Source organism: Bradyrhizobium ingae, from assembly GCF_055791185.1.
Genome location: NZ_JBVUBB010000071.1, coordinates 1 through 19,446, shown reverse-complemented (window position 1 = coordinate 19,446; position 19,446 = coordinate 1). Strand labels below are relative to the sequence as shown.

Here is a 19,446-nt window from a genome sequence, read left to right as displayed (position 1 = left end):
CTATTTGGATTCGACCCAAATGCGTACTACGCCATGGTGGCACAGCAGGAGGAGGGGCAGGCGGAACAACCCGAGCAGGCTGCGCAAGGCAACTTTGAGCAGCACCTCGAAGAGGCTGCCCAGCCGGGCGCTCCGGATGATGGAAGGCGGTATAGGCGGTATAGGGCAACACCTGAAGACGAGGACCTCATCGAGAGGGCGACTCATGCGGCACGGACGGCACCGAACAGAACCATGAGCGAACCAACTTTAGTTCACAACAGATCGGGTCTCCGTATGCTATCTGAAAGGCTTCACGACCTTCACGGGTTATCTCTCTCTCGGCTCGACGACGAGTCGCTGAAGATTTATGCCGAGCAACTATTCCCGGGTGAAGCCAAGGTCAGGAAGGGGTTGAGCATGCTTCGGCTGTACCGTGGGACTCCTGGTACTCGGGTAACTCCCGAAGACGCCGATCTCATCGAGAGGGCAGGTAATGCGGCGCGCGAGAGGCGATCGACGAGCATCATGCGGCGGATCCGCGGGGGGCTTGCGACGAGCTCCATACAGCAGCACAGCTCGGGCCTCCGTAAGCTATCTGAAAGGCTCCGCGACAATTACAATTTGTCTCTCGCTGCGCTTAGCGACGATACGCTGAAGGACTATGCTGAGACGCTGTGTCCAGGTGACGTCCACGTCAGAGGGGGGCTACGCATGCTTAAGCAGTACCGTGAGACTCTTGGAGAAGGCACCTCGGGTGCTGCGGAGGGGAGTGCGAGCCAGCCAGTGCAGCAGCCATCCCTGTCGCCAGTCCATGAGTCACCCCCGTCGCCAGTGCATGAATCATCCCCGTCGCGGGTCTCAAGTTACAACCAGGACGAGCTTTGGGAAGCGGCTGATACGGTGCCGCTGCGCGGCGCTTCTCCGGCGGCCAGTTACAATTCGGCGGAATTTTGGGCGGGGGTGGATCAACGGGGACAGGTGCCGGCCGAGAGTTGGGGCAACACGTCGAGTTTTTGGCGCGGAATGGAGGCACCTTCGCCAGCACCAAGCGTCAATCAGCCAAGCCCATCGTGGGACCAGGGCACTGGAGCACCGGTTTGGGAGGCACCCTACATGCCCTACGCGCCGCCTCCCGTGCCGGATCTAACAATCTACGTCCCGGCCTGGCAACACGGCGATCAACGGGCGCCTGAGCATCTCATGCGTGGAATGCACTACATGGGCGTGTTGCCGAACAACGACGACCGGCAGCAGACGAATTTCACCATTGGTGGCGTGCCATACACGGCAACGTTGGGCCCGTCACGTAAGCAAAACGACATTCGGGTCTTCCTAGCGCGTCGCACGTAGTGGGCTGTGGACGCGACCCGTCCGACAGCCGCAACAAGGACTGAGCGAGACCGCTGACTTCGGCCGAACCACGAGCGCCACCTTGTCGGCCGGGGAAGGATCTAGGTGTTTAGTCCCGTACTTTGGCCGTCGATAGGCTCAAGAGAGGCGGTCGGATGAGATGCCGACCGCTGGTCGCTATCCGGGACAAAGCCGACGTAGCCTTCGTCGGCGTCTGTCGCAAGAAAAAATGGCCGCGACACCATTGGTCGCGGCCATCTCGGGAGCCAGATCAAGCTTCGTCTTTTGCGTCACCTCGATCGATATTTTCGACGATGTGTCCAGCCTTGCTCGCCGCCTCGATATAGCGCGAGATCGGCCCGCGCGCCTTGAAGTGCAGGTCGCGTTCGATGCCCAGGCCAAGGCGTCCGCGATAAGCGGCAAGCTCGGTCAGGCTGACAGTCCCGAATTCCGGAAACCCCATGCCCAGATCGCAGAGGCCCCAGGCGACCGTCTCGTCAGACGGATCGATCTCGGTGAGAAGCCAGGTACCGCCACCATCCGGCGTGAACAGCTTGACGACGGGCTCGAAATCGATCTCGTCGGGGGTGCCCTTGACGGTGGCCTGACGTCGGCCATTGTCGATCAGCTTCTGGCGCTGAGTGGAAGTGAGGAGTTTCATGGTGAGTCCTTTCGGCTACGGACCGCCGTGATTGGCGATCGCGTTGCCGTTCGGACGCGCAAGGCGGAATGAGCGAAGCGGTCAAAAGCGCGTAGCGCCTCGCCGTAATGGGAGGCAGGCCGTAGGCGGGCACCGTTCGGTTTTGACGGCGAGCGCCGCCTTGCAGGCTGAACGGTAACGATGAGAGATCGCACAACCTGGCGGTTCTGCCCCGAGAAGCGGGCGCCACTGAAACTTGCCCGAGCTGGGCCGTTGGAAGAGCCGCCCGTCGGCTACTTCACCCAGCCGGTCACCTCGGCTGTGACCTTGATGAAGCGCACCGCCAGCGCGAATATGAGGAGCAAGGGCCATAGCGCATAGCGGCCGAGCCCCTCAATGGCGGGCACGAATCCGGCGGGCTCCGCGGCCTTGACACTCGTGCCCTTCCCTGACTGTGCAGCCCCCTCGGTTCTGACGATCTTTTCCATCGACCGAACGATGATACGTGCCGCGTGGCCTGCCATTCTTTGCAGATCGAGCGTCAGGCGTGCGCGGCCTGTGATTGACTTGGTATCGACGACATTGCGCCGGGGGTTTTCATCCTGGAACGAGATAACGAAGGATGCGAAGAGGGCCCACCAGCTATCCCATCCCTCCTTGTCGATGACGCGCTGGCTGTCTTTTATCCGCGGGTCGAGATCGGCGGGGCTGCGATTGTTGGCAAGAAAGGATCTGGTGGAAGCTATCCACTGACAATAGCTGTCCGGCATGAACTCCCGAGAATCGGCAGTGCAAGAGCCTTCCTCCCGCTCGACGAATGTCAGGAGGCTCGCACGGTCGGACGGAATAAGGGTTTCGTCCAGCATTTGCGCGTCTTGGCCGCGCGCTTCCTCATAGCCTGCGGCAGCGAGGACGATCGAAACGGCTGCCGCGCTGAGATAGAGATAGTCGATCAGGCGGACATGGCGTTGCGTCACCCACAGGCTGCGGCAGTAGAGCCAATGGCCAAAAGCCATCCAGAAGGAGAACCACAGGCAGAGCATCGGGATGTAGGGCCAGCTTGCATACCAGCCGAAGGCCAGCGCGGCTGCGGCACTCAGCGCGACGCGGCCTGAGGCTCTTCTTAACCGCACTCGCCCGGCTGAAACAGTGGCCACGTCCGTCATATGACTTCCCCGCTCAAACCTGCTGCGATCGGCCGAGCGCCCTGCCGGGCCGCCCGCGAAAGATAACCTCCGGTTGTACTGGATCGCAAGCGCGCTAATTGCGCACTAAAAACGCACGATTCTCGCGCACAACCGCCTTGAACTATATAACTATGCACTATAGTTCATAGAACTAGAGAGGCGAGAGGCGCTTGTGCGAATTTTCAAGACAAGAACGCTTGCGAAGTTCACCCGCCGACATGGCATCAGTGATGTGGCCCTTGTCGAGGCCGTTGACCGTGCCAAGGGATGCCTGATTGACGCCGACTTGGGCGGCAAGATCATCAAGCAACGGGTCGCTCGTCAAGGTCAGGGCAAAAGAGGCGGCTTTCGTATGTTGATCGGATTCGGTTCTGAGCGTGCTGTCTATCTCTTTGCCTTCCGCCAAAAACGCGCGCGAAAACATCAGCAACGGCGAGTTGCTCACCCTGCGTGAAATCGCAGCCTCGTTTCTGGATGCGAGCAAACAGAAGATCGACCAAGCGTTGAACGACGGAACTTTAATCGAGGTGCACGATGGCAACGAAAGCAAGCAAGAAGGCAAAGACCAGTCGGCTCACAAAGGAGCTTCTGGAAACGGCGCATGATATGCACAAGAGCGGCCTGCTGACGAAGGCAGCCCGCGACAAGATCACCATGCGACATCTCGGAGCTTCAGACATACCCGCTGCTGTCACGGCGGAAATTTCGGGGGCCGACGTCAGAGCGATCCGCGAGGAAGCGAAACTGAGCCAAGCGGTTTTCGCCCAGTATTCAACGTAACGGCCGGCTACGTGTCACAGCTCGAACGCGGCGACAAGCACCCAAGCGGCCCCACTCTTGTGCTGCTCAATGTGATCCGCCGTAAAGGCATCGAGGCTATCCTCTGAGGTTTCAGAAGGCGCCAAGCGGAGAGCCGCAAGGATGCGGCTCTCCCATGCGATCAAGCCTCGGTCTGCTCCGCACGCGCTGCGGACTTGAGCAGGGGTGGCAACCAGCCCTTTCCGGTCAGTAGCTGCTCGGCGCGTTCGGCCATCGCCTGCTTCTTGAGGCCAGCGATCTGGCGCGCGGCTTCGTCCTCAGCACCTTCCCTCACCGCCTCCGCGATCAGCTCCTTGCTGCGCGCCCCAGATAGCTGACCCTAGTCGGCTGCCAGTAGCGGCTCATGTCGTGTGACATCGAACCTGTCAGCGTTTGCGCATGGGCAAGCGCCGCTTCGCGCGAACTGTCGCCCGAATGCTGGACAGCATTGAGCGAGAGCGAGGCGCAATGGGCGAGCAGGGATGTGAGATCGTCCATCTGCAGTGACGCAATGAAGGACCAAAGCTCCCCACCCTCGTTCGGCATCCGCGCCGCCCAAGCTCCGTGCCGCGCGGCAATTGCTTGCCCCGCAATGCTCTCATCGATGTCGGAAGCCACACTTGCAAGCGCGGTCTCATTGAGCGCAATGCCGAGGCAGGACGGGCTCTCAAAGCGATAGAAGGCCTTTGCTGCCAGCGCGTGGGTGACCGCGATCAGTGCCAGTTCAGGGGCTTGCGCCAGATCGTTGCGCAGTGCTGCCGTGCGGTGCGCGGTTAATTCGGCGACCAAGGCACCGGAGAGCCCTTGCGTGCGACTGGCGGAGTTCGGCGCGGCTTCGACTTCGTTGCCTTCCTCGCCCTCGCCTTCCTCCAGCAAGGTTCGAATCGCGCTTGACGCCATGGGAGACCCGCTTCTCCCAGATCAAGCCGATGAAGCGTAGCGTGCGGCACGTCTTCGGACCGCACATAGCCGCGCTCGATGCGACGGGCTTCGCCGACATGGCCAAGGGGAGCGCAGCGATTTCTTGTTCGAGGCGTCTTCGGGCCGAAAGACCTCGTCGGTCAATCCTGACACACTACGACTGGGAACATCTGGTCGCCTACTGGCGCCTCCTCGACGCCAATAGAGAAGGTGCCGACTGGCAGGAGGTCACAAAACTCGTCCTGCGCATCGATCCGGAGCGTGAACCTGATCGTGCAAGGCTGGCCTATGACAGCCATATGGCCCGGGCCCGGTGGATGAGCGAGCATGGCTACCGTCATATCCTGCGCAGTGACGGATCAAGCCTGAATTGATCTAGCACATCGTGCTGCCGGCGTGCGCCAGAGGCGCATCCCCCCGCTGAAATGGCACCCGGACCGCGTGAGCGTAGCGACGCCGCAGGCGGCACGCGGGACGAGTGGTGCGACGCGACCGGTTTAAAAAGGCACCCGTCTGGATCGGCAGTGATAGCGTTCGCTGAAGGCGAGCCCTTTCAGCGAGTGCCTCCGGCGCGGAGCTCATCAGGTCTTGCGCGAACGGGCGTTACCTGAAAGGCCGAGACCCCCGCTTCCTTCGGGGGCTCGGTGCCGCCCGCGAAAACGAGCGGCATAGAACCTGCCCGGCGCAGCCGGCGCGCCCATGAAATGTTGTCGGGGCTTGCCCGTCACGGATCATCAACTTGGAGCCGGATATCTCGCTATCCGCTCGCATTTCCGTCTCGGTGACCCTCCGCAGTCCGATCAGACGTTAGGTTGTATCAATTGTTGAACCGTCCCGAGCGCGCCTGTTTGCCCCATCAGCCGCGCCACGCGTCCTTTCTCCGGCCTTTTCGCACCGGTCTCGGCTGATGGGCGCAAGCGCATAGCGCTCGTCCACTTCGCTTCCGCCCAAGGGTGCGCCCGCCTCCTCCGTCGCAAGGGCCTCCGTCAGAAGGCCGCGATTGGCGCGGTCCAGCGATGGAGGAAACGATGCTGCTCTGGACGATCAATGAACTGACGCACCTGACGCGTAACGAACTCTGCAATCTCGATGGAAGCCTGCGGCACGCTCTGGCGGAATTCGAGGCCGGCACGTGCGAGAGAGACGCCGTACTTACGACGCTCAATCATATCCGCCGTGCAATGGGTCGCCGCGGCCTGCACCATTAGGGCTCTAGCTGTGGTGCGCTTCCTCGCAGGACCTATCATTCCACATCGACATCCGGGCGAATTTGGCATTCCGTGGTTCGTCCGACTCATATTCCAGCTCGGATTCTGCGAACTACAACTGGTCGTTGCGCTGATAGAATTCGGCCGCGATAAATCGATGGTGGAGCAGCGCAATCTGCTCGGGCGAGAATACGAGTGACGCGCCTTCAACTGGCGCGAAGAGAGTCTTGTCGTGGCCGGCACAGAAACAGCTCTGGTCGAGAACTCGCCGGCGCCGATCTCTTTCCCCTCGAGCTCTGCCCGCGGCACTTTCGTGATGGCATTCAAAGAGGTTGGGACGGCAACGACGCGAGGGACGCTCAATTCAATGGATCAAGACAGACATCAAGCCATGCATCAAGACAGGCACGAGCGACTCCTATCAGCGGATCGAAGTGATCACAGGGGAGAGGCAACGACGCAGTTGGAGCGATGCCGAGAAGGCGCGGATCGTGGCCGAGAGCGCCGATCCGGAGACGAGCATTTCCGAGGTGGCTCGACGCAACGGGGTCAACCGGGGACTGCTCAGTGTGTGGCGGCGCCAGGCGCTGATCGTGTCGAGTGAAGCGCCGCAGTTCGTACAGGTCAGGCTCGACGACGCCGTCGAGGCTCGGCCGAATGCGATCGGCAAGCCTCGCGTGCTGACGGGGCCGGCCGAGCGGTCGAGGTGATGATCGCGGGCGCGACGCTGCGCGTGCCCTTCGGCGTCGACGCCGCGACGCTGGAGCGCGTGCTGGCGGCGGTGAGGTCGACGCGATGATCTCGTTCGGTCCAATGGTCCGTGTGTTCGTCGCGACGCAGCCGATTGACTTTCGCAAAGGAGTTCATGGCCTGGTCGCGCTGGTGGCGGAGGGGTTGAGCGGCAAGCCCTACAGCGGCGACGTTTATGTCTTCCGATCGAAGCGGTCGGATCGTTTGAAGCTTCTCGTTTTTGACGGCTCGGGAATAGTTCTAGCGACGAAGTGGCTCGAGGATGGGGCTTCGCCTGGCCTCCTGTTCGCGAGGGCACGATGCTGGTGACGGGGGCGCAACTGGCGATGCTGATCGAAGGTCTTGCGGAGTGGTCGCGTGTGGTCCCGAAGGTGACGAAGCGGCCGACGAAAGTTGCCTGAACCGTCTTGTTTTGCCGGCGACTGCGAGTGTGTTCGTGTAGCTCTGCGATATGGCGCTTCGCCCTGAAGATCTCCCCTCTGACCCTGCGGGCTCTCGCCGAGATGGTGCTTGCTTTCGAAGGCGGAGAACGACGATCTGCGCGCAGAGATCGTCACATTGAAGAGGTTGATCTTCGGCGCGCGAGCGGAGACTATGTGCCTTCAATTTCAGCCAATCCCGCGACGGGACCTTTACGAGGACGTTGCCAATGTCACCATCGCGGTCGGTAAGTGCAGAGCCATCCGTGGCCTTCGGCGATCCTCAGCGACCTTCGCCTCCCGGGTTAAGGGGCGCTTCGAGCCACTTGGAACTGCCATTCCAAGTATCACACCCCGCGGTCGACATACAGGCTACCGTGCCGGTGGAAGACTTCACCCATATCGTCGGCTTGGGATGGGATCATGGTTGCCAATCGGCGCCCGATGCCCTGATCGGTTCACTCCACAGAAAGTGCGTCTTGCCGGCGACACCGCTCCGGCCGCAGACACATTTTTACATCCATGGTCGGCCTTACACGACGAAGCTCGGGCAAGGGACAAAGGAGGCGACTCTAAACAATCCGCTTGGACTTCGCGTTACGCTCATTCCTGGACGCGGACTTCGATCTCACGAACCCGTAGGGGCGTTCATCGAAGACTTCCCGAAAAATGCGGAAAAGACATCGTCATCGACCGGGGCGGAGAGGTCTGCGACACGGACGTCGGATGGCAAATGCTTCGGACGGTGGTGGTGTCTTAAGTTAGGGCTTGGCAAAGCCTTCAAGGGGAGGCGTCGCAAAAAGTCGTCCGTACGTCTGGGCCAACCGGATAGACAGGCGTCCGGATCTGGCATCCCGCCGCAGCGTCGGCTGAAGCTCGGCGCCACGGAATGGCTGGGTGACCAGCATATCACGGCGGATTACATGCTCCTGGAGCAAGAATGGCAGACCGACAATCCGGATCTGGCCGCGCGGACGCGGTTCGTGCCGCCTACCATGGCCCACCTGCTGCGCTGGACCGCGTCCGAGTTCGAACTTCTGACAGCCCTGCAGGCGGTCGTCGAAGACGAGCACGAGAATGATACAGCCGACTTCCTGTTCCTGCCAGTGAGCGATGCCAGCGCTGCGGACCCCGCTTGCCGCGGCAAACATTGGTCGCTGCTGCTCATTGATCGCCGAGCACCGGAAGGGATGATTGCCTATCACTACGACTCCTTCGGAGGATCTAACAGCTCCATTGCAGAACATCTCTCAGGAAGGTTAGGAGCCAGACTACGGCCCGCGCGCATAGCTCAGCAGCGGAACAATTATGATTGCGGCGTCTTTGTGCTCGAGGCCACGCGGGCGCTGGTTGGACGATTGGCGCAGAGACAGCGACCTGATGATGAGCTGCTGTTGCACCTCGACAACCTCGTCGTCCGTCGGAAGGCATTGCAAGATCGACTCAGCGGTCGTGCACCTTAGCGTTGCGACGCCGAGTTCGAGAGGGCGCTTCACGTCAGCGCACTATAAAAGCGTCCATCATCAGCTGTTCCGGGACGTTTATACGCGGGCCGGGAAGTACCGGACCGTCCGACAGCAAAGGGAGGGAACTGGTTCTGCTACCCCGAGCACATCGCCTCAAGCATGGATCAGTTATTCAAGAAGCTTGAACATCCGGCGTTCAAGCCCCGCAAAAGCGTGGAAGACTTTTTGGACGCGACCACCGAGTTTTGGCTGAACTCAACGCCATTCATCCGTTTCGCGAGGGGAGCGGCAGATCGCAGTTGGCCTTTATGCATCTTCTCAGTCGCCATGCCGGCCACCCGCTCAACTTTACGCCAAAACATTCATGCCCCCGATAATCACGAGCTTCCTTGGCGATAACGGTCCGCTCAGGACGGAATTGCAAAAGCTCCTGTGACCCGGCGCTACTCGGTGCCGGCCTGCCGGGCTAGCCGACGATGAACACCTCTCCCAGTTTCCTTCCACAGCATGACTTCGAGCTCTCCTGGGACGTCGAGATGCTCAGGGAAATCTGGGAAGGGAATTGAATTTCCGTCACGCACGAAGATGGCGACATCGGTCTCGCTGTTCGTCCCGGTATAATGTTCTCGCCTCACCTTTCCACGATTGGAGTCGAACACAAAGCGCGTCGAGTTGATCCATGATGGTGAAAACAGGCTAAGTTGATCTGCAATGTGCCAGACGCGACCCAAACGCACACGGAACGCCGCGGAGAAGTTGATAGGATCCGGAATGAAGATTGATAGATTGCGCACGCCCATCTCGTCCAGCCTTTCTAGCAGACGATGAATTACTACTTGATGATCATTGGTATTTCGCAGCACCGGAAATTGATTGTAGAGCCTAATCTTGCGCTGTCGAAGATCGGCGATCTTTCCGGAGACTTCTTCGCAGATTTCGTATGGGTGCACGATGTGAAAGGTGACGCGAAGACCGTGTTTCGCAAGGATACCGATCTTCTCTGCAGTGAACGCTTTTGGTTCATACACAATCGCCCTTGTATGAATTCGGATTGACTTAACCGATGGAACCGATCGAATTGCTTCGATGATTGCCTCCAGCCGCGGTGCTGGCAGCATCAACGGATCTCCACCAGACAGGATCACCTCAGTGACTTCTGGTTGGCTGCGAAGGTACTCAATCAGCCAGCGCAGGTCCGCATCTTGTTCATTTGGCTCGTCAATTAAAGCGTTCTCGCCAAGCATGTCCGTGCGGAAGCAATACTGACAGTTCCCGAAGCACTTCGAGGTAGTTAGAAAGAGTGCGCGATCTGCGTACTGTCGCACTATGGAGGTTTTGTTGGTGCGTCCACGTGCATTTGATCTGTCGTCAACGAAATACTTTACCTCGTTAGGTGCCCTCAATGAAATCCTGTCCTGCGTTGGAAAGGACAGTCGGTGAAGTGGCCCCAGATGATTGCCCAGCGCCGCAACTTCCTCCTTGATCTTCTTTACATAGAACGGCGTGACTTTCACAGGTAGCAGGCCCTCCTTCATAGAGACGGCCCTGAACATCTTATTGATATGACGTTGATTCATAACAATCTCGTTCGATTGTTGCGGTTCGAAAAATAGGCAATGAGGGCAGTAGATGCGATATAAACGAGCGAAGACGTGGCGCTAAGCAAGATCGGCGCGGAGAAACTCACAATCAAGCCAGCAAGGAGCCACGAAACTAGTCCCCGCCGTAACCTAGCCAGCGCCATCGCCGAAATGACGTAAATGGCAAGCAAGTTCATTCCGGCCATGCGGAACATCATTTCGATATTTAGCAACCGAATCTGATCGGCGACCACGACTGCGATCAGAGACCCAGCCACGAAATATACACTGTTGCGGGGAGTGCCATTGCGCAAGTAACCGAGGCTGGCGGGAAGAAAGCCTTGCCCGGAAAGGTAAAGAACAAGCCGCGAGACGGCCACAACTGATCCGAAGAGATTGGCTGCGATCAGCGATGTACCGAGCACTGGAACCAGCCAGCATGGTGCAGCTGGCGCGACTTGTATAGCAGCCTGAAATACTGGTGCATCAAAGTTTGATTTGATGTCGGAGACATGCACGAGCGCTGCGCTGCCGATGTATACGCTGCAGACCAGAATGAACGCAAGGAACATTGCTGGGCCAAAAGTCCTTCTAGGATCGCGAAAGTCCGCGGACAAGTGGGACGCAGTCTCCGAGCCGGCGAAAGAGAAGAAGATCAATGGAATCTGCCCTGCAATCGACGAAAGATTTGTGGGGCTACTGAATCGGACACCGTTGGTCCGCACCGCTAGCATGAGCAGGACAACGAGCACGCCCACCAAGAGAGATAATGACGAGCCACCCACGAGCCTTACGCTACCAGAGAGTGTCTCGCTACTGGACAGAGCAAAGCAGACAGCAAGCAAAATGAATAGGGCGGCAAGGACATGAATATCCACTCTGGAGCCGGTCAATTTCTGTAGGTAGGTCGCCCCCACAATCGCGATAGATGGCAACCCCAATACCGTCGCTCCAAAAAAGAGTAGCGCTACCAGCCATTCTAGGTACCGGCCAAATGCAAGTTTGGCATAGTATGCTACCCCACCAGTGCTCGGATATGTACTACCTAGAATAACCATTGTTATCAGGATCGGCGCAGAGAGTAGCGAGCAGGCTAACCAAGCGTAGATGCCATCCTTGCCGAGCTTTTCGAATACAAGTCCCGGGATCACAAGAATCCCGGATCCAAGGATCATCGTGACTATGAGCAAAAGACCTGAGATAAGTCCCAGGTGTCCCTTGAGTTCGCTCTGAAGCTCATCCTTCACGTCAATCCTCAGAAGAGAGGGCGTTCGCCGTAGGTCACGATCACCGCGACCCTCACATTTACCGCCTCTTGATCCTGCCGATGTCATTGCCGGTACGAAAGCGGAGGCATCGCTCGCCTAAGCCTGAGACCAATGGACGGCCCCCAGGATCTGGACGAAGAAAAGTCGAACCGTGCCGCAAATCAGTTGAAGCGCAGAGGACACTGTAGAGGAGCATCCTCGTTGTTGTCGGCGATCATGTATTGCGGCCGCTGGGCTTCTCCAAGAAGGTATGATCCCAGCAACGGGCTGTGTGTGACGTCATCGTAGGCATCAATGTTGCGCCTGATCTCTGCGGTGACGGCTCGGCCGCGCCGGGGCCGATGTTGGGCGGGCCTGTCATGGATGACTTCTCCTCTATGGTGAAGAGCATTTGCGGGTAGCCCTGCAGGGGGCGTGCCAAATGAGAAAATCACCTTCGGATGATGGGATCACTCTGATGACCCTGTGTGATGTCCCACGCTTCGAAGTTTGATGTCGGCAAGTTGACAGTGAGGGTCGCTTTGAGACCACAGTTCTGTGGGATTGAGCGCAAAGCTTGCCCAGGGCTTAGCTGGTCGACGTCCGATTTGATAACCATCGTCGATGCCCGCAGAAGTATTCGGTGAGAATCCTGCGCATCGCTCTGAAGCTAGCCCCCGCGGCGCATCCCGCACGCCCACATCCTCGATGGTCGTCCTGGCGCAGGGCTCATCAGGCCAAGGCGCGCAAAGCCCATCTCAAGAAAAAACTGTTCCCGGTAAGATCGAAGCCATGCTGGCAGATGCGCCGGATCTGCGAATGGCAATTGAACCTCTTCTGGAAGTACGCAACGCGATGCGAGCCGAGAAGGCTATGCTTGACCGTCAGCTTTCACGAGTGGCGCGCAAGAAACGATCTCTGCAAACATTTGATGACCATCTCCGGCGTGGGACCGATCGTAAGTCTGTCCTTCAAGGCAACAATCGACGATACCCATCGATTCAAGAACTCCCGGGCAGTGGCGGCTCACCTGGGGACTAATCCCTCGTGTTTATCAGGCCGGAGAGATCGATCGGTCGGGTAATATCAGCAAGTGCGGCGACAAAATGATGGGTCACGCCTTTTACGAAGCGGCAAATTCGCATCTCAGGATCGCGAAGAAATGGTCGGTCCTGCGCGCCGGGATGCGAAGCTCGCAAAACGCATTTGATTGCGGAGCTTGGCAGCTTTCGCTGAATGAAGGAGATGATGTTGCCGGTCTGGCGATCCTTCACGATCAAGCTTGGTTCGCCATCGCAGTGGCTTCTGCAGCGGCGCGCTGCATGCTGGTCGACATCTCGTTCGTCACCGTGCTCTGCTCCTCGATGGCAGCGGCAGTCGAGGTCACATACTCACTGACGTTGTTGATGGCCTGCTTGATCGAATTCAGCGCGCCGACAACGTCGCCCGAAATACCGTTGAGGCTACCAATCTCAGCGGCGATCTTGTCAGTCGCCTGCTTGGCTTGGTTGGCGAGGCTCTTGACCTCCGAGGCGACCACCGCAAAGCCCCGGCCTGCTTCGCCCGCGCGCGCGGACTCGATCGTGGCGTTGAGCGCGAGCAGGTTGATCTGCGCGGTGATGTTGTTGATCATCTCGACAATCCCGCTCATCGCCTGTGCGGCCTCAGTGAGCCGCTGGGCCTGTGCATCGGCGGCAGCGACCTGATCCACCGCACTCATCGCGGTCTCGCGTGACTTGGTCATGGCCTCCGAGATCTCGCGCACCGAGGCGTTGAGTTCCTCGGAACCTGCGGCAACCGACTCCATCATGCCGCGGACGCGTTCATTGCCCATGCGGACCAGCACCTGTTTGGTGGTGTCCGTCGCATATTTGACGACCTTGAACGGCTTGCCGTTGAGATCGAGGATCGGATTGTAGGATGCCTGGATGTAGACCTCCTTGCCACCCTTACCGATGCGCTTGTACTCGGCCGCCTGGTACTGGCCACGGTTGAGCGCAGCCCAGAACTCGCGATAGGCTGCGCCGTTGCGCTCCGCAGGCTCAACGAACATGCTGTGATGCTTGCCCTTGATCTCGGCCAGAGAGTAGCCAACCGTGTGCAGAAAGTTCTCGTTTGCGGTGATGATCGTGCCGTCCATGTTGAATTCAATCACCGCCTGAGCCTTGTCGATCGCGGCAAGCTGGCCGGCAAGGTCGACATTCTTTAGTTTTTCCGCGGTGACATCAGTCGCGAACTTGACCACGCCGAAAGGCTTGCCGTTGTCGTCGAGCAGCGGATTGTAGGAGGCGAGGATCCAGACCTCGCGGCCGCCCTTGCCGATGCGCTTGAACTCGCCGGCTTGGTATTCGCCGCGGTTGAGCTTGGCCCAGAACTCGCGATAGGCCGCGCTGTCGCGCTCGGCCGGCGGCATGAACAGGCTGTGATGCCTGCCCTCGATCTCGGCGAGCGAATAGCCGAGTGCCTTGCAGAAATTGTCGTTGGCGGTGACGACCGTGCCATCGAGCCGGAATTCAATGACGGCTTGCGCGCGGCCGATCGCGGCAATTTTCGAGGCGTCCGTCATGCTGCGGATCTTCTTCGCGGTGATCTCGGTCGCGATCTTAGCGACCATCACCGTCTTACCGTCACCGCCGAGCACCGGATTGTAGGATGCTTCGATCCAGACCTCGCGGCCGTCCTTTGCGATCCTCTTGAACTCCGCCGCCTGGAACTCGCCGCGGGCCAGCGCCGTCCAGAACGCACGGTACTCGGCGGTGTCGCGCTGGTCCGCCGGTACGAACATGGAGTGGTGCTTACCTTGGATTTCGTCCAGCCGGTACCCGAGAGCGTCGAGGAAGTTTTTATTGGCCGTGACGATCGTCCCATCCGGTTTGAACTCGATCATGGCCTGCGAACGGCTGAAGGCGTCGAGCTGCGCCTGAGCGTCACCATGAACTTTTCGACCGAACATCGGCTTTCCCCCAAGTAGAGATGACTTATCGGAAGCGCACACCAACAGGCTACGCTTCAACGGCGTGATGATCAAAACTACCGACTGGCGAGATTCCGGGAGACTCTGCTTGAATTGTCGTCTTGCGCGACTTGGAGAGTTAGCTTTCCGTCCCTGCTCGTATTCAAAATAAGCAAACGCCGATATTTTGGGTGGCGGAGGCAAAAAAGACGTTAACTTCACTATAAAAAGCAGGAAAGCCGGCAGAAAATCAATGACTTGCTCAACCGTCGATAGCTCCGCGCTAGCACTACTTTGGCAGAATCTATTTGCGCCAGTGTTTTTCAAGGATTTGTTTTCGGCAGTATGGACACCGTTGAGACGGCGGCCGAAGGATGAGATCGACGATGGCGTGACGTACGGCGGGCATGGTTGGCTGAGGCGGAGGTCCGTTGATTCTTTTTTTTCCGCCCCGCGTGTGCGAGGCGACGATGCTGCAGGAAGGCGTAGGCGATCATTGTCATCAGGGCGTGGCGATGAAGACCCTGCCATGATCGCCCCTCGAAGTGATCAAGTCCGAGCTCCTCCTTCAACTGCTGATGCGCCTGCTCACAAATCCATCTTGCCTTGATGGTGGCGGCTAGTGTGCGCAGATCCGTCGCCGCAGGGAGATTGGCAAGATAGTATTTCTTCTCCCCTGAGGCACGTTGCTCGCCAATGAGCCAAGCTTCGTCGCCCGGGAGATGCTGCTGACCCTTATCCCAAATCCGCTGAGGAGGGCCGTCGGCGGTGCGGACACGGAGAGCAGCAAATCGGGCTTTCAGCCGACCTTTGGTCCCGCTACGCCAGCTCACGGCTTTCCATTTGGCGCTGGCCAGCATTTGTTCTGCCGCAATCGATAAGATATCGGGCACGTGGTGCTTTCGTGGTTTCCCGCGGACTTTGGTGATCGGCCAAATGAGCTTCACATCGACCGGATACACCTTCAGGTGCCGAGGGATGCCGACAGCCCAAGCCAGCCCGCGCTCTGTTAGCCCTTGTCGAAATGGTGCGCCAAGTCCGTATCCTGCATCCGCCAGCACACATCCAAAGCGCACGTTGGCTGCCATCGCGCGGTCAATCTCGGCCAAAGCAATTTCCGGCTTGGACCGTGGCGTTCGGTGTTCGACTGGCACGCGAGCACGCTTCAAACGAGACACGTCGCTTGTCCAACTGTCAGGCAGAAAGAGGCGTAACGCGACCATCACTGGCACTTCGCCGCGCGCAAGCGTCAAAGACACCAGCGTTTGGCAATTTGCCGTTTTGCCGAGAGCCGACGCGTATTGAGCCGCGACACCAACCGAGCGTTCGCCCTTCTTCGGCAGTGAGGTGTCATCAATAACGAGCACCGCATCCCTACCGCCGACAAGTCGGTCCGCCTGGTTGAGCAGCTCCGTCTCCAGCGGCGTCGCGTCCCAGACACCGTCCGCAATGAAATGGTGCAACTGGTCGTAGTTGCCCGTGGCAAGGCGCTCCGCCATCGGCTGAACGCTCTTGCGATCGCCAGGACCGATCAGTCCCGCAACATACAGAGGACACATCCGCTGCCGAGTCTTATGACCCAGCCGGTCCAAGAACGGCATCAGCCAGCGTTCAAGTTCGTCTTCCCATCCCGCCATGGTCAGCCCTCCATGAGCCGACCACCCATGAATCATTGAAAAATTGATTCGGGAATCCTATAAAGCACAGCAAAACCGACAATCTGCCAAAGTAGTGCTAGGCCGTGCACCCATAAATCTGCCAGCGCACGGCTCGCCAGAGTCCGCTATGCCTCGATAGCGACCAAAATTCTACAGCGCAGCTAAATGACGCGAAGGGCCAGAAGGGGACGTGCTGATTCTGGACCAGCACTGGGCTATAGTGGTCCAAAATCAGCCCATCTCGTGCCGTCCCCTTCTCAACCCGTGCGTGGAGGATCGACCAGATGACTAGCGGATATTTTGAAGATTTTGAAGTCGGCGACAGCCGTAAGGCTGGTCCCTATCTTGTTTCCAAGGCCGAAATTATTCAGTTCGCCAAGCAGTACGACCCCCGGCCTTTCCATATCGATGAGGAAGCTGCCGCGCGTTCCGTCTTTGGAGGACTATCGGCATCTGCCGCCCACACGTTCGCGATCTTCATCTTTCTAACAAACAGATATCAGCCTACGATCCGTTCACTTGCCGGACTTGGCTATGATGAGCTGAGGCTGCCAAACGCAGTACGCCCGGGCGATGAACTCGAGCTTGAGGCGGTCGTCTCAGAGAAGCGCGAGTCGAAGTCGAGACCGGATACGGGAATCCTTCGCAGTCAAATCTACCTGCGCAACCAAAGACACGAGACGGTGTTGCAATGCTTCGGCACTGTTTTCGTCGCGAGGCGGCCGGATGCGAAAGCATCGACGTAGAATTCAAACAAGCGCGGTCAACCGGTTTTGGACGCGACGTCCGCTCAGGGTCATTCACGACCGATCCCGCGGATCATGCCCAGCATGCGACGTCCGCTTCCCTCCGGAAGCAACTGAATTATTGCATCACCGCGAAATGCAGCGATGGGCCAATACCAGAACTGCAGCTTCCGACCAGCCAGTGTTGATTGGCTAGTCCGTTCGCTTCGAGCGGGTTACCTAGCTCAGCTAGCCTCCGTTGATCTACATCAAGCACGTCAGCAGGATTCACGCGCAGATTTCCCCGACCGCCGCCTGCACGGCAGGCAATAAGGAGCGGGAAGTATGCGCACAATCCTTAGCAGGACGGTACTCATTGCGATTTGCATGTCGGCTGTGGTGACATGCGCCCCATGGTTACTCTCTCGATGTGCGCCCGGACGAGGCAATCCTCGCGCTGGCCGAGGAGCTTGCCAAGCGGGCCGCGCGGAGAGATCATCTTATTGAGATAGCGGTCTTCCAGGCATCCAATCCTGCCACGAGCAAAAAGCCATGATCCGCGCCGCAATCTACGCCCGCTTTTCATCCGACCGTCAGAAGGATCGCTCGATTGACAATCAGATTGCCCTTTGTCGCGATCTTTGTGCGCGCGAGGCCATGGCGGTGATCTTGACGTTTGAAGACCGGGCAATTTCCGGCTCCGCCGCTGTCAACCGCCCGGACTTTCAAGCCCTGATGCAAGCCGCCGAGAGCCGACTATTTGATGTCATCGTCACCGAGGACATGGATCGCATCTTCCGTGATCAGGCCGATTATCATAACGCGCGCAAGCGGCTCGACTTCCTCGGTATCACCCTCCACACGGCGACCGGCAAGATCGGCACGATTGACGGCGCTTTGCGCGCGCTCATGAGTGAGCAATTCATTGAAAACCTGCGGGTGCATACTCGGCGCGGCCTCGAAGGCGTTTTGCGCGATGGTCGGCACGCTGGCGGACGCGCGTATGGCTATCGAGCTATCAAAGACAAGCCCGGCGAGTTGGAAATCGTTGAGGAAGAGGCCGAGATCGTTCGCCAGATTTTCGCTGGCTATGTTGCTGGCAAGACACCGCGCCAAATAGCGCACCATCTCAACAGGCGTGGCGTGCGCCCGCCTCGCGGCAGGCTTTGGAACGGATCGACGATCAACGGCCACGTCGCGCGCGGCGGCTGGATGATCTTGAACGATCTTTATGCCGGTCGCATCGTCTGGAACAAGGTCCGGATGGTAAAGGACCCGACGACCGGCAAACGCGTTTCGCGTCCCAATCCGAAAGGGCAATACAAGATCGTCGAGGTGCCGCACTTGCGCATCATCGACGAGGTCACGTTCAACGCGGCGCAGGTCATCAAGATCGAGCGCCGACGCGACGCAACACCGGCAACGGCACAAAAGGCGCGCGCGCCGAAGCGAGTGTTTTCCGGGTTAATCAGATGCGGCTCTTGCGGTGGCGGCATGTGTTCGGTCGGTAATGACCGCAAGGGGTTACGGGTGCAATGCTCGGCACACCGAGAAAGCGGATCGTGCGACAACGGCCGACGCGTCTATCTCGACGAGATTGAACAGCGCGTATTGGATGGCTTGCGCCATCACCTCGAACATCCCGAGGTTATCACCCGGTTCGTCACGGTCTACAATGTCGAACGCAAGCGGCTCAAGAAAGAGGCGAACCAAGAGAGCCTCCGGCTTGATCGACGGCTTGGCGAGGTCGAGCGCGAGATCAAGCGCGCCGTGGATGCGATCACCAAGGGGGCGCCGCCTGAGCCGTTAATCGCACGGATGCGCGAACTGGAATCCGAACGTGTCAGCCTCAGCGCGCGGCTCCACGCCGCCAAGGAGGCCGACAATGTGTTCGCCCTGCACCCGAAAGCTCTCGAAGTCTATAAGCGTGATGTGACGGAGCTGGCCGAGGAGTTAAAAAAGGGCGGCCCCGATCTCAACGGGCAAGTATTCGCCCGCATCCGTAACCTCGTAACGGCAATCATTGTGCACGCCAACCCGAGCAGGCCGGGCGGAGCCGGAACCAAGGCCAACTCCGAAGACGACCGGGATGTACGGATCGAGATCAAGGGTCGCCTCGCCGCGCTCTGCGGCAATCCGGCCCTGTTTCCGAACATGGCTATGTCGGGGGGATCGATGGTAGCGGGGGAGCGCTACCGCCTTTCCCACACCAGCCGAACCTACGGTATCTCATCGACGCACTCACGAACGATTTCTCACTGACGCGGCAGTCGCCAGCGAACTACGAGTTTCTTCAATGGCCGATCTGGGCTAAGCTGCTGCAGGCCTTGGAGCTGGCAGTTCGTACCCGACGGTAACATCCAACTTCGCGACGGAGTACTGCACTGAAAGCGCCCATTCAGTTCGGTGCTGAGGGCGATGAGCACCTAGAAGTCTTGTGATGGGGTGGACGCCCCCCTCGACGGCATCAATGTGCCAAGATGGTGGTGTTGAAACAGCCACTGCAGAGAAGGAGCGTCCGCCATGGAAGTTAGCACGATCGGAATAGATTTGGCGAAGAAT

The 19,446-nt window shown here is 58.9% G+C and carries 20 protein-coding genes and 2 pseudogenes; 12 read left to right on the top strand and 10 right to left on the bottom strand.

Going from position 1 to position 19,446, the window contains the following annotated elements; genetic code table 11:
• Positions 1-1,332: pseudogene (locus ACV1FX_RS40960) on the top strand (hypothetical protein); the annotation flags it as partial.
• 271 nt (positions 1,333-1,603) lie between these two features.
• Here ACV1FX_RS40960 and ACV1FX_RS40955 read toward each other — a convergent pair.
• Positions 1,604-1,993 carry a DUF2958 domain-containing protein gene (locus tag ACV1FX_RS40955; RefSeq protein WP_473123145.1) on the bottom strand — a complete coding sequence of 130 codons (390 nt, stop codon included), beginning with the start codon at positions 1,991-1,993 and terminating at the stop codon, positions 1,604-1,606.
• A 272-nt stretch (positions 1,994-2,265) separates the two neighbouring features.
• Positions 2,266-3,138, bottom strand: coding sequence for a hypothetical protein (locus ACV1FX_RS40950; protein WP_473123144.1), 873 nt, complete (start codon positions 3,136-3,138; stop codon positions 2,266-2,268).
• A 193-nt stretch (positions 3,139-3,331) separates the two neighbouring features.
• Here ACV1FX_RS40950 and ACV1FX_RS40945 point away from each other — a divergent pair, with 193 nt between their 5' ends.
• The 3 genes from ACV1FX_RS40945 to ACV1FX_RS40935 are packed head-to-tail and all read left to right on the top strand — an operon-like array spanning position 3,332 to position 3,939.
• Entirely contained in the window at positions 3,332-3,613 is a 282-nt protein-coding gene (locus tag ACV1FX_RS40945; protein WP_473123143.1) for a type II toxin-antitoxin system RelE/ParE family toxin, read from the top strand.
• Complete coding sequence (locus ACV1FX_RS40940) at positions 3,537-3,764, top strand: type II toxin-antitoxin system RelE/ParE family toxin (RefSeq protein WP_473123142.1); 228 nt, start codon at positions 3,537-3,539, stop codon at positions 3,762-3,764. Before ACV1FX_RS40945 ends, ACV1FX_RS40940 begins: the two co-directional genes overlap by 77 nt.
• A complete protein-coding gene (locus ACV1FX_RS40935; RefSeq protein WP_473123148.1) occupies positions 3,694-3,939 on the top strand; it encodes a helix-turn-helix domain-containing protein in 246 nt (81 codons plus the stop codon). The genes ACV1FX_RS40940 and ACV1FX_RS40935 overlap by 71 nt, the downstream gene beginning before the upstream one ends.
• 160 nt (positions 3,940-4,099) lie before the next feature.
• Here the strand turns inward: ACV1FX_RS40935 and ACV1FX_RS40930 are convergent, their stop codons facing one another.
• Positions 4,100-4,252, bottom strand: a complete 153-nt coding sequence (locus ACV1FX_RS40930; protein ID WP_473123141.1) for a hypothetical protein — start codon at positions 4,250-4,252, stop codon at positions 4,100-4,102.
• An 11-nt stretch (positions 4,253-4,263) separates the two neighbouring features.
• On the bottom strand, positions 4,264-4,857 hold the full coding sequence (locus tag ACV1FX_RS40925; RefSeq protein WP_473123140.1) for a hypothetical protein: 594 nt from the start codon (positions 4,855-4,857) through the stop codon (positions 4,264-4,266).
• Between the two features lie 98 nt (positions 4,858-4,955).
• Between ACV1FX_RS40925 and ACV1FX_RS40920 the strand changes: the two genes are divergently transcribed.
• The gene (locus ACV1FX_RS40920) at positions 4,956-5,252 is read left to right on the top strand and encodes a DUF2285 domain-containing protein (RefSeq protein ID WP_473123147.1); all 297 of its coding nucleotides are present in this window, start codon (positions 4,956-4,958) and stop codon (positions 5,250-5,252) included.
• Positions 5,253-5,864: 612 nt separating this feature from the next.
• Here ACV1FX_RS40920 and ACV1FX_RS40915 read toward each other — a convergent pair.
• Positions 5,865-6,083: a hypothetical protein gene (locus ACV1FX_RS40915; protein WP_473123139.1), complete on the bottom strand. Its 219-nt coding sequence runs from the start codon at positions 6,081-6,083 to the stop codon at positions 5,865-5,867.
• Between the two features lie 494 nt (positions 6,084-6,577).
• On the opposite strand from ACV1FX_RS40915, the gene ACV1FX_RS40910 reads away from it, so the two are divergent.
• The 4 genes and pseudogenes from ACV1FX_RS40910 to ACV1FX_RS40895 all read left to right on the top strand — a co-directional run bounded on the left by ACV1FX_RS40910 (position 6,578) and on the right by ACV1FX_RS40895 (position 9,098).
• Positions 6,578-6,796 (top strand): transposase, encoded by a 219-nt coding sequence (locus ACV1FX_RS40910; protein ID WP_473123138.1) that lies wholly within the window; start codon positions 6,578-6,580, stop codon positions 6,794-6,796.
• An 85-nt stretch (positions 6,797-6,881) separates the two neighbouring features.
• Positions 6,882-7,237: pseudogene (tnpB, locus tag ACV1FX_RS40905) on the top strand (IS66 family insertion sequence element accessory protein TnpB).
• A 401-nt stretch (positions 7,238-7,638) separates the two neighbouring features.
• Positions 7,639-8,718, top strand: a complete 1,080-nt coding sequence (locus ACV1FX_RS40900) for a Ulp1 family isopeptidase (RefSeq protein ID WP_473123137.1) — start codon at positions 7,639-7,641, stop codon at positions 8,716-8,718.
• Between the two features lie 248 nt (positions 8,719-8,966).
• The gene (locus ACV1FX_RS40895) at positions 8,967-9,098 is read left to right on the top strand and encodes a Fic family protein (RefSeq protein ID WP_473123136.1); all 132 of its coding nucleotides are present in this window, start codon (positions 8,967-8,969) and stop codon (positions 9,096-9,098) included.
• A 66-nt stretch (positions 9,099-9,164) separates the two neighbouring features.
• On the opposite strand, the gene ACV1FX_RS40890 is transcribed toward ACV1FX_RS40895, so the two are convergent.
• The 3 genes from ACV1FX_RS40890 to ACV1FX_RS40880 form a co-directional block, all read right to left on the bottom strand.
• Positions 9,165-10,298, bottom strand: a complete 1,134-nt coding sequence (locus ACV1FX_RS40890; RefSeq protein ID WP_473123135.1) for a radical SAM protein — start codon at positions 10,296-10,298, stop codon at positions 9,165-9,167.
• Positions 10,295-11,548, bottom strand: a complete 1,254-nt coding sequence (locus ACV1FX_RS40885; RefSeq protein ID WP_473123134.1) for an APC family permease — start codon at positions 11,546-11,548, stop codon at positions 10,295-10,297. Before ACV1FX_RS40885 ends, ACV1FX_RS40890 begins: the two co-directional genes overlap by 4 nt.
• 182 nt (positions 11,549-11,730) lie before the next feature.
• Positions 11,731-12,003, bottom strand: a complete 273-nt coding sequence (locus ACV1FX_RS40880; protein WP_473123133.1) for a YqcI/YcgG family protein — start codon at positions 12,001-12,003, stop codon at positions 11,731-11,733.
• Between the two features lie 347 nt (positions 12,004-12,350).
• On the opposite strand from ACV1FX_RS40880, the gene ACV1FX_RS40875 reads away from it, so the two are divergent.
• A complete protein-coding gene (locus ACV1FX_RS40875) occupies positions 12,351-12,632 on the top strand; it encodes a transposase (RefSeq protein ID WP_473123146.1) in 282 nt (93 codons plus the stop codon).
• Between the two features lie 192 nt (positions 12,633-12,824).
• Here the strand turns inward: ACV1FX_RS40875 and ACV1FX_RS40870 are convergent, their stop codons facing one another.
• Together ACV1FX_RS40870 and ACV1FX_RS40865 are read right to left on the bottom strand one after the other, a co-directional pair.
• Positions 12,825-14,501, bottom strand: coding sequence for a methyl-accepting chemotaxis protein (locus tag ACV1FX_RS40870; RefSeq protein ID WP_473123132.1), 1,677 nt, complete (start codon positions 14,499-14,501; stop codon positions 12,825-12,827).
• A gap of 323 nt (positions 14,502-14,824) precedes the next feature.
• Positions 14,825-16,174, bottom strand: a complete 1,350-nt coding sequence (locus ACV1FX_RS40865) for an IS701 family transposase (RefSeq protein ID WP_473123131.1) — start codon at positions 16,172-16,174, stop codon at positions 14,825-14,827.
• Positions 16,175-16,443: 269 nt separating this feature from the next.
• Here ACV1FX_RS40865 and ACV1FX_RS40860 point away from each other — a divergent pair, with 269 nt between their 5' ends.
• The gene (locus ACV1FX_RS40860) at positions 16,444-16,905 is read left to right on the top strand and encodes a MaoC/PaaZ C-terminal domain-containing protein (RefSeq protein WP_473123130.1); all 462 of its coding nucleotides are present in this window, start codon (positions 16,444-16,446) and stop codon (positions 16,903-16,905) included.
• A 531-nt stretch (positions 16,906-17,436) separates the two neighbouring features.
• Positions 17,437-19,146, top strand: coding sequence for a recombinase family protein (locus tag ACV1FX_RS40855; RefSeq protein WP_473123129.1), 1,710 nt, complete (start codon positions 17,437-17,439; stop codon positions 19,144-19,146).
• Positions 19,147-19,446 lie beyond the last annotated feature (300 nt).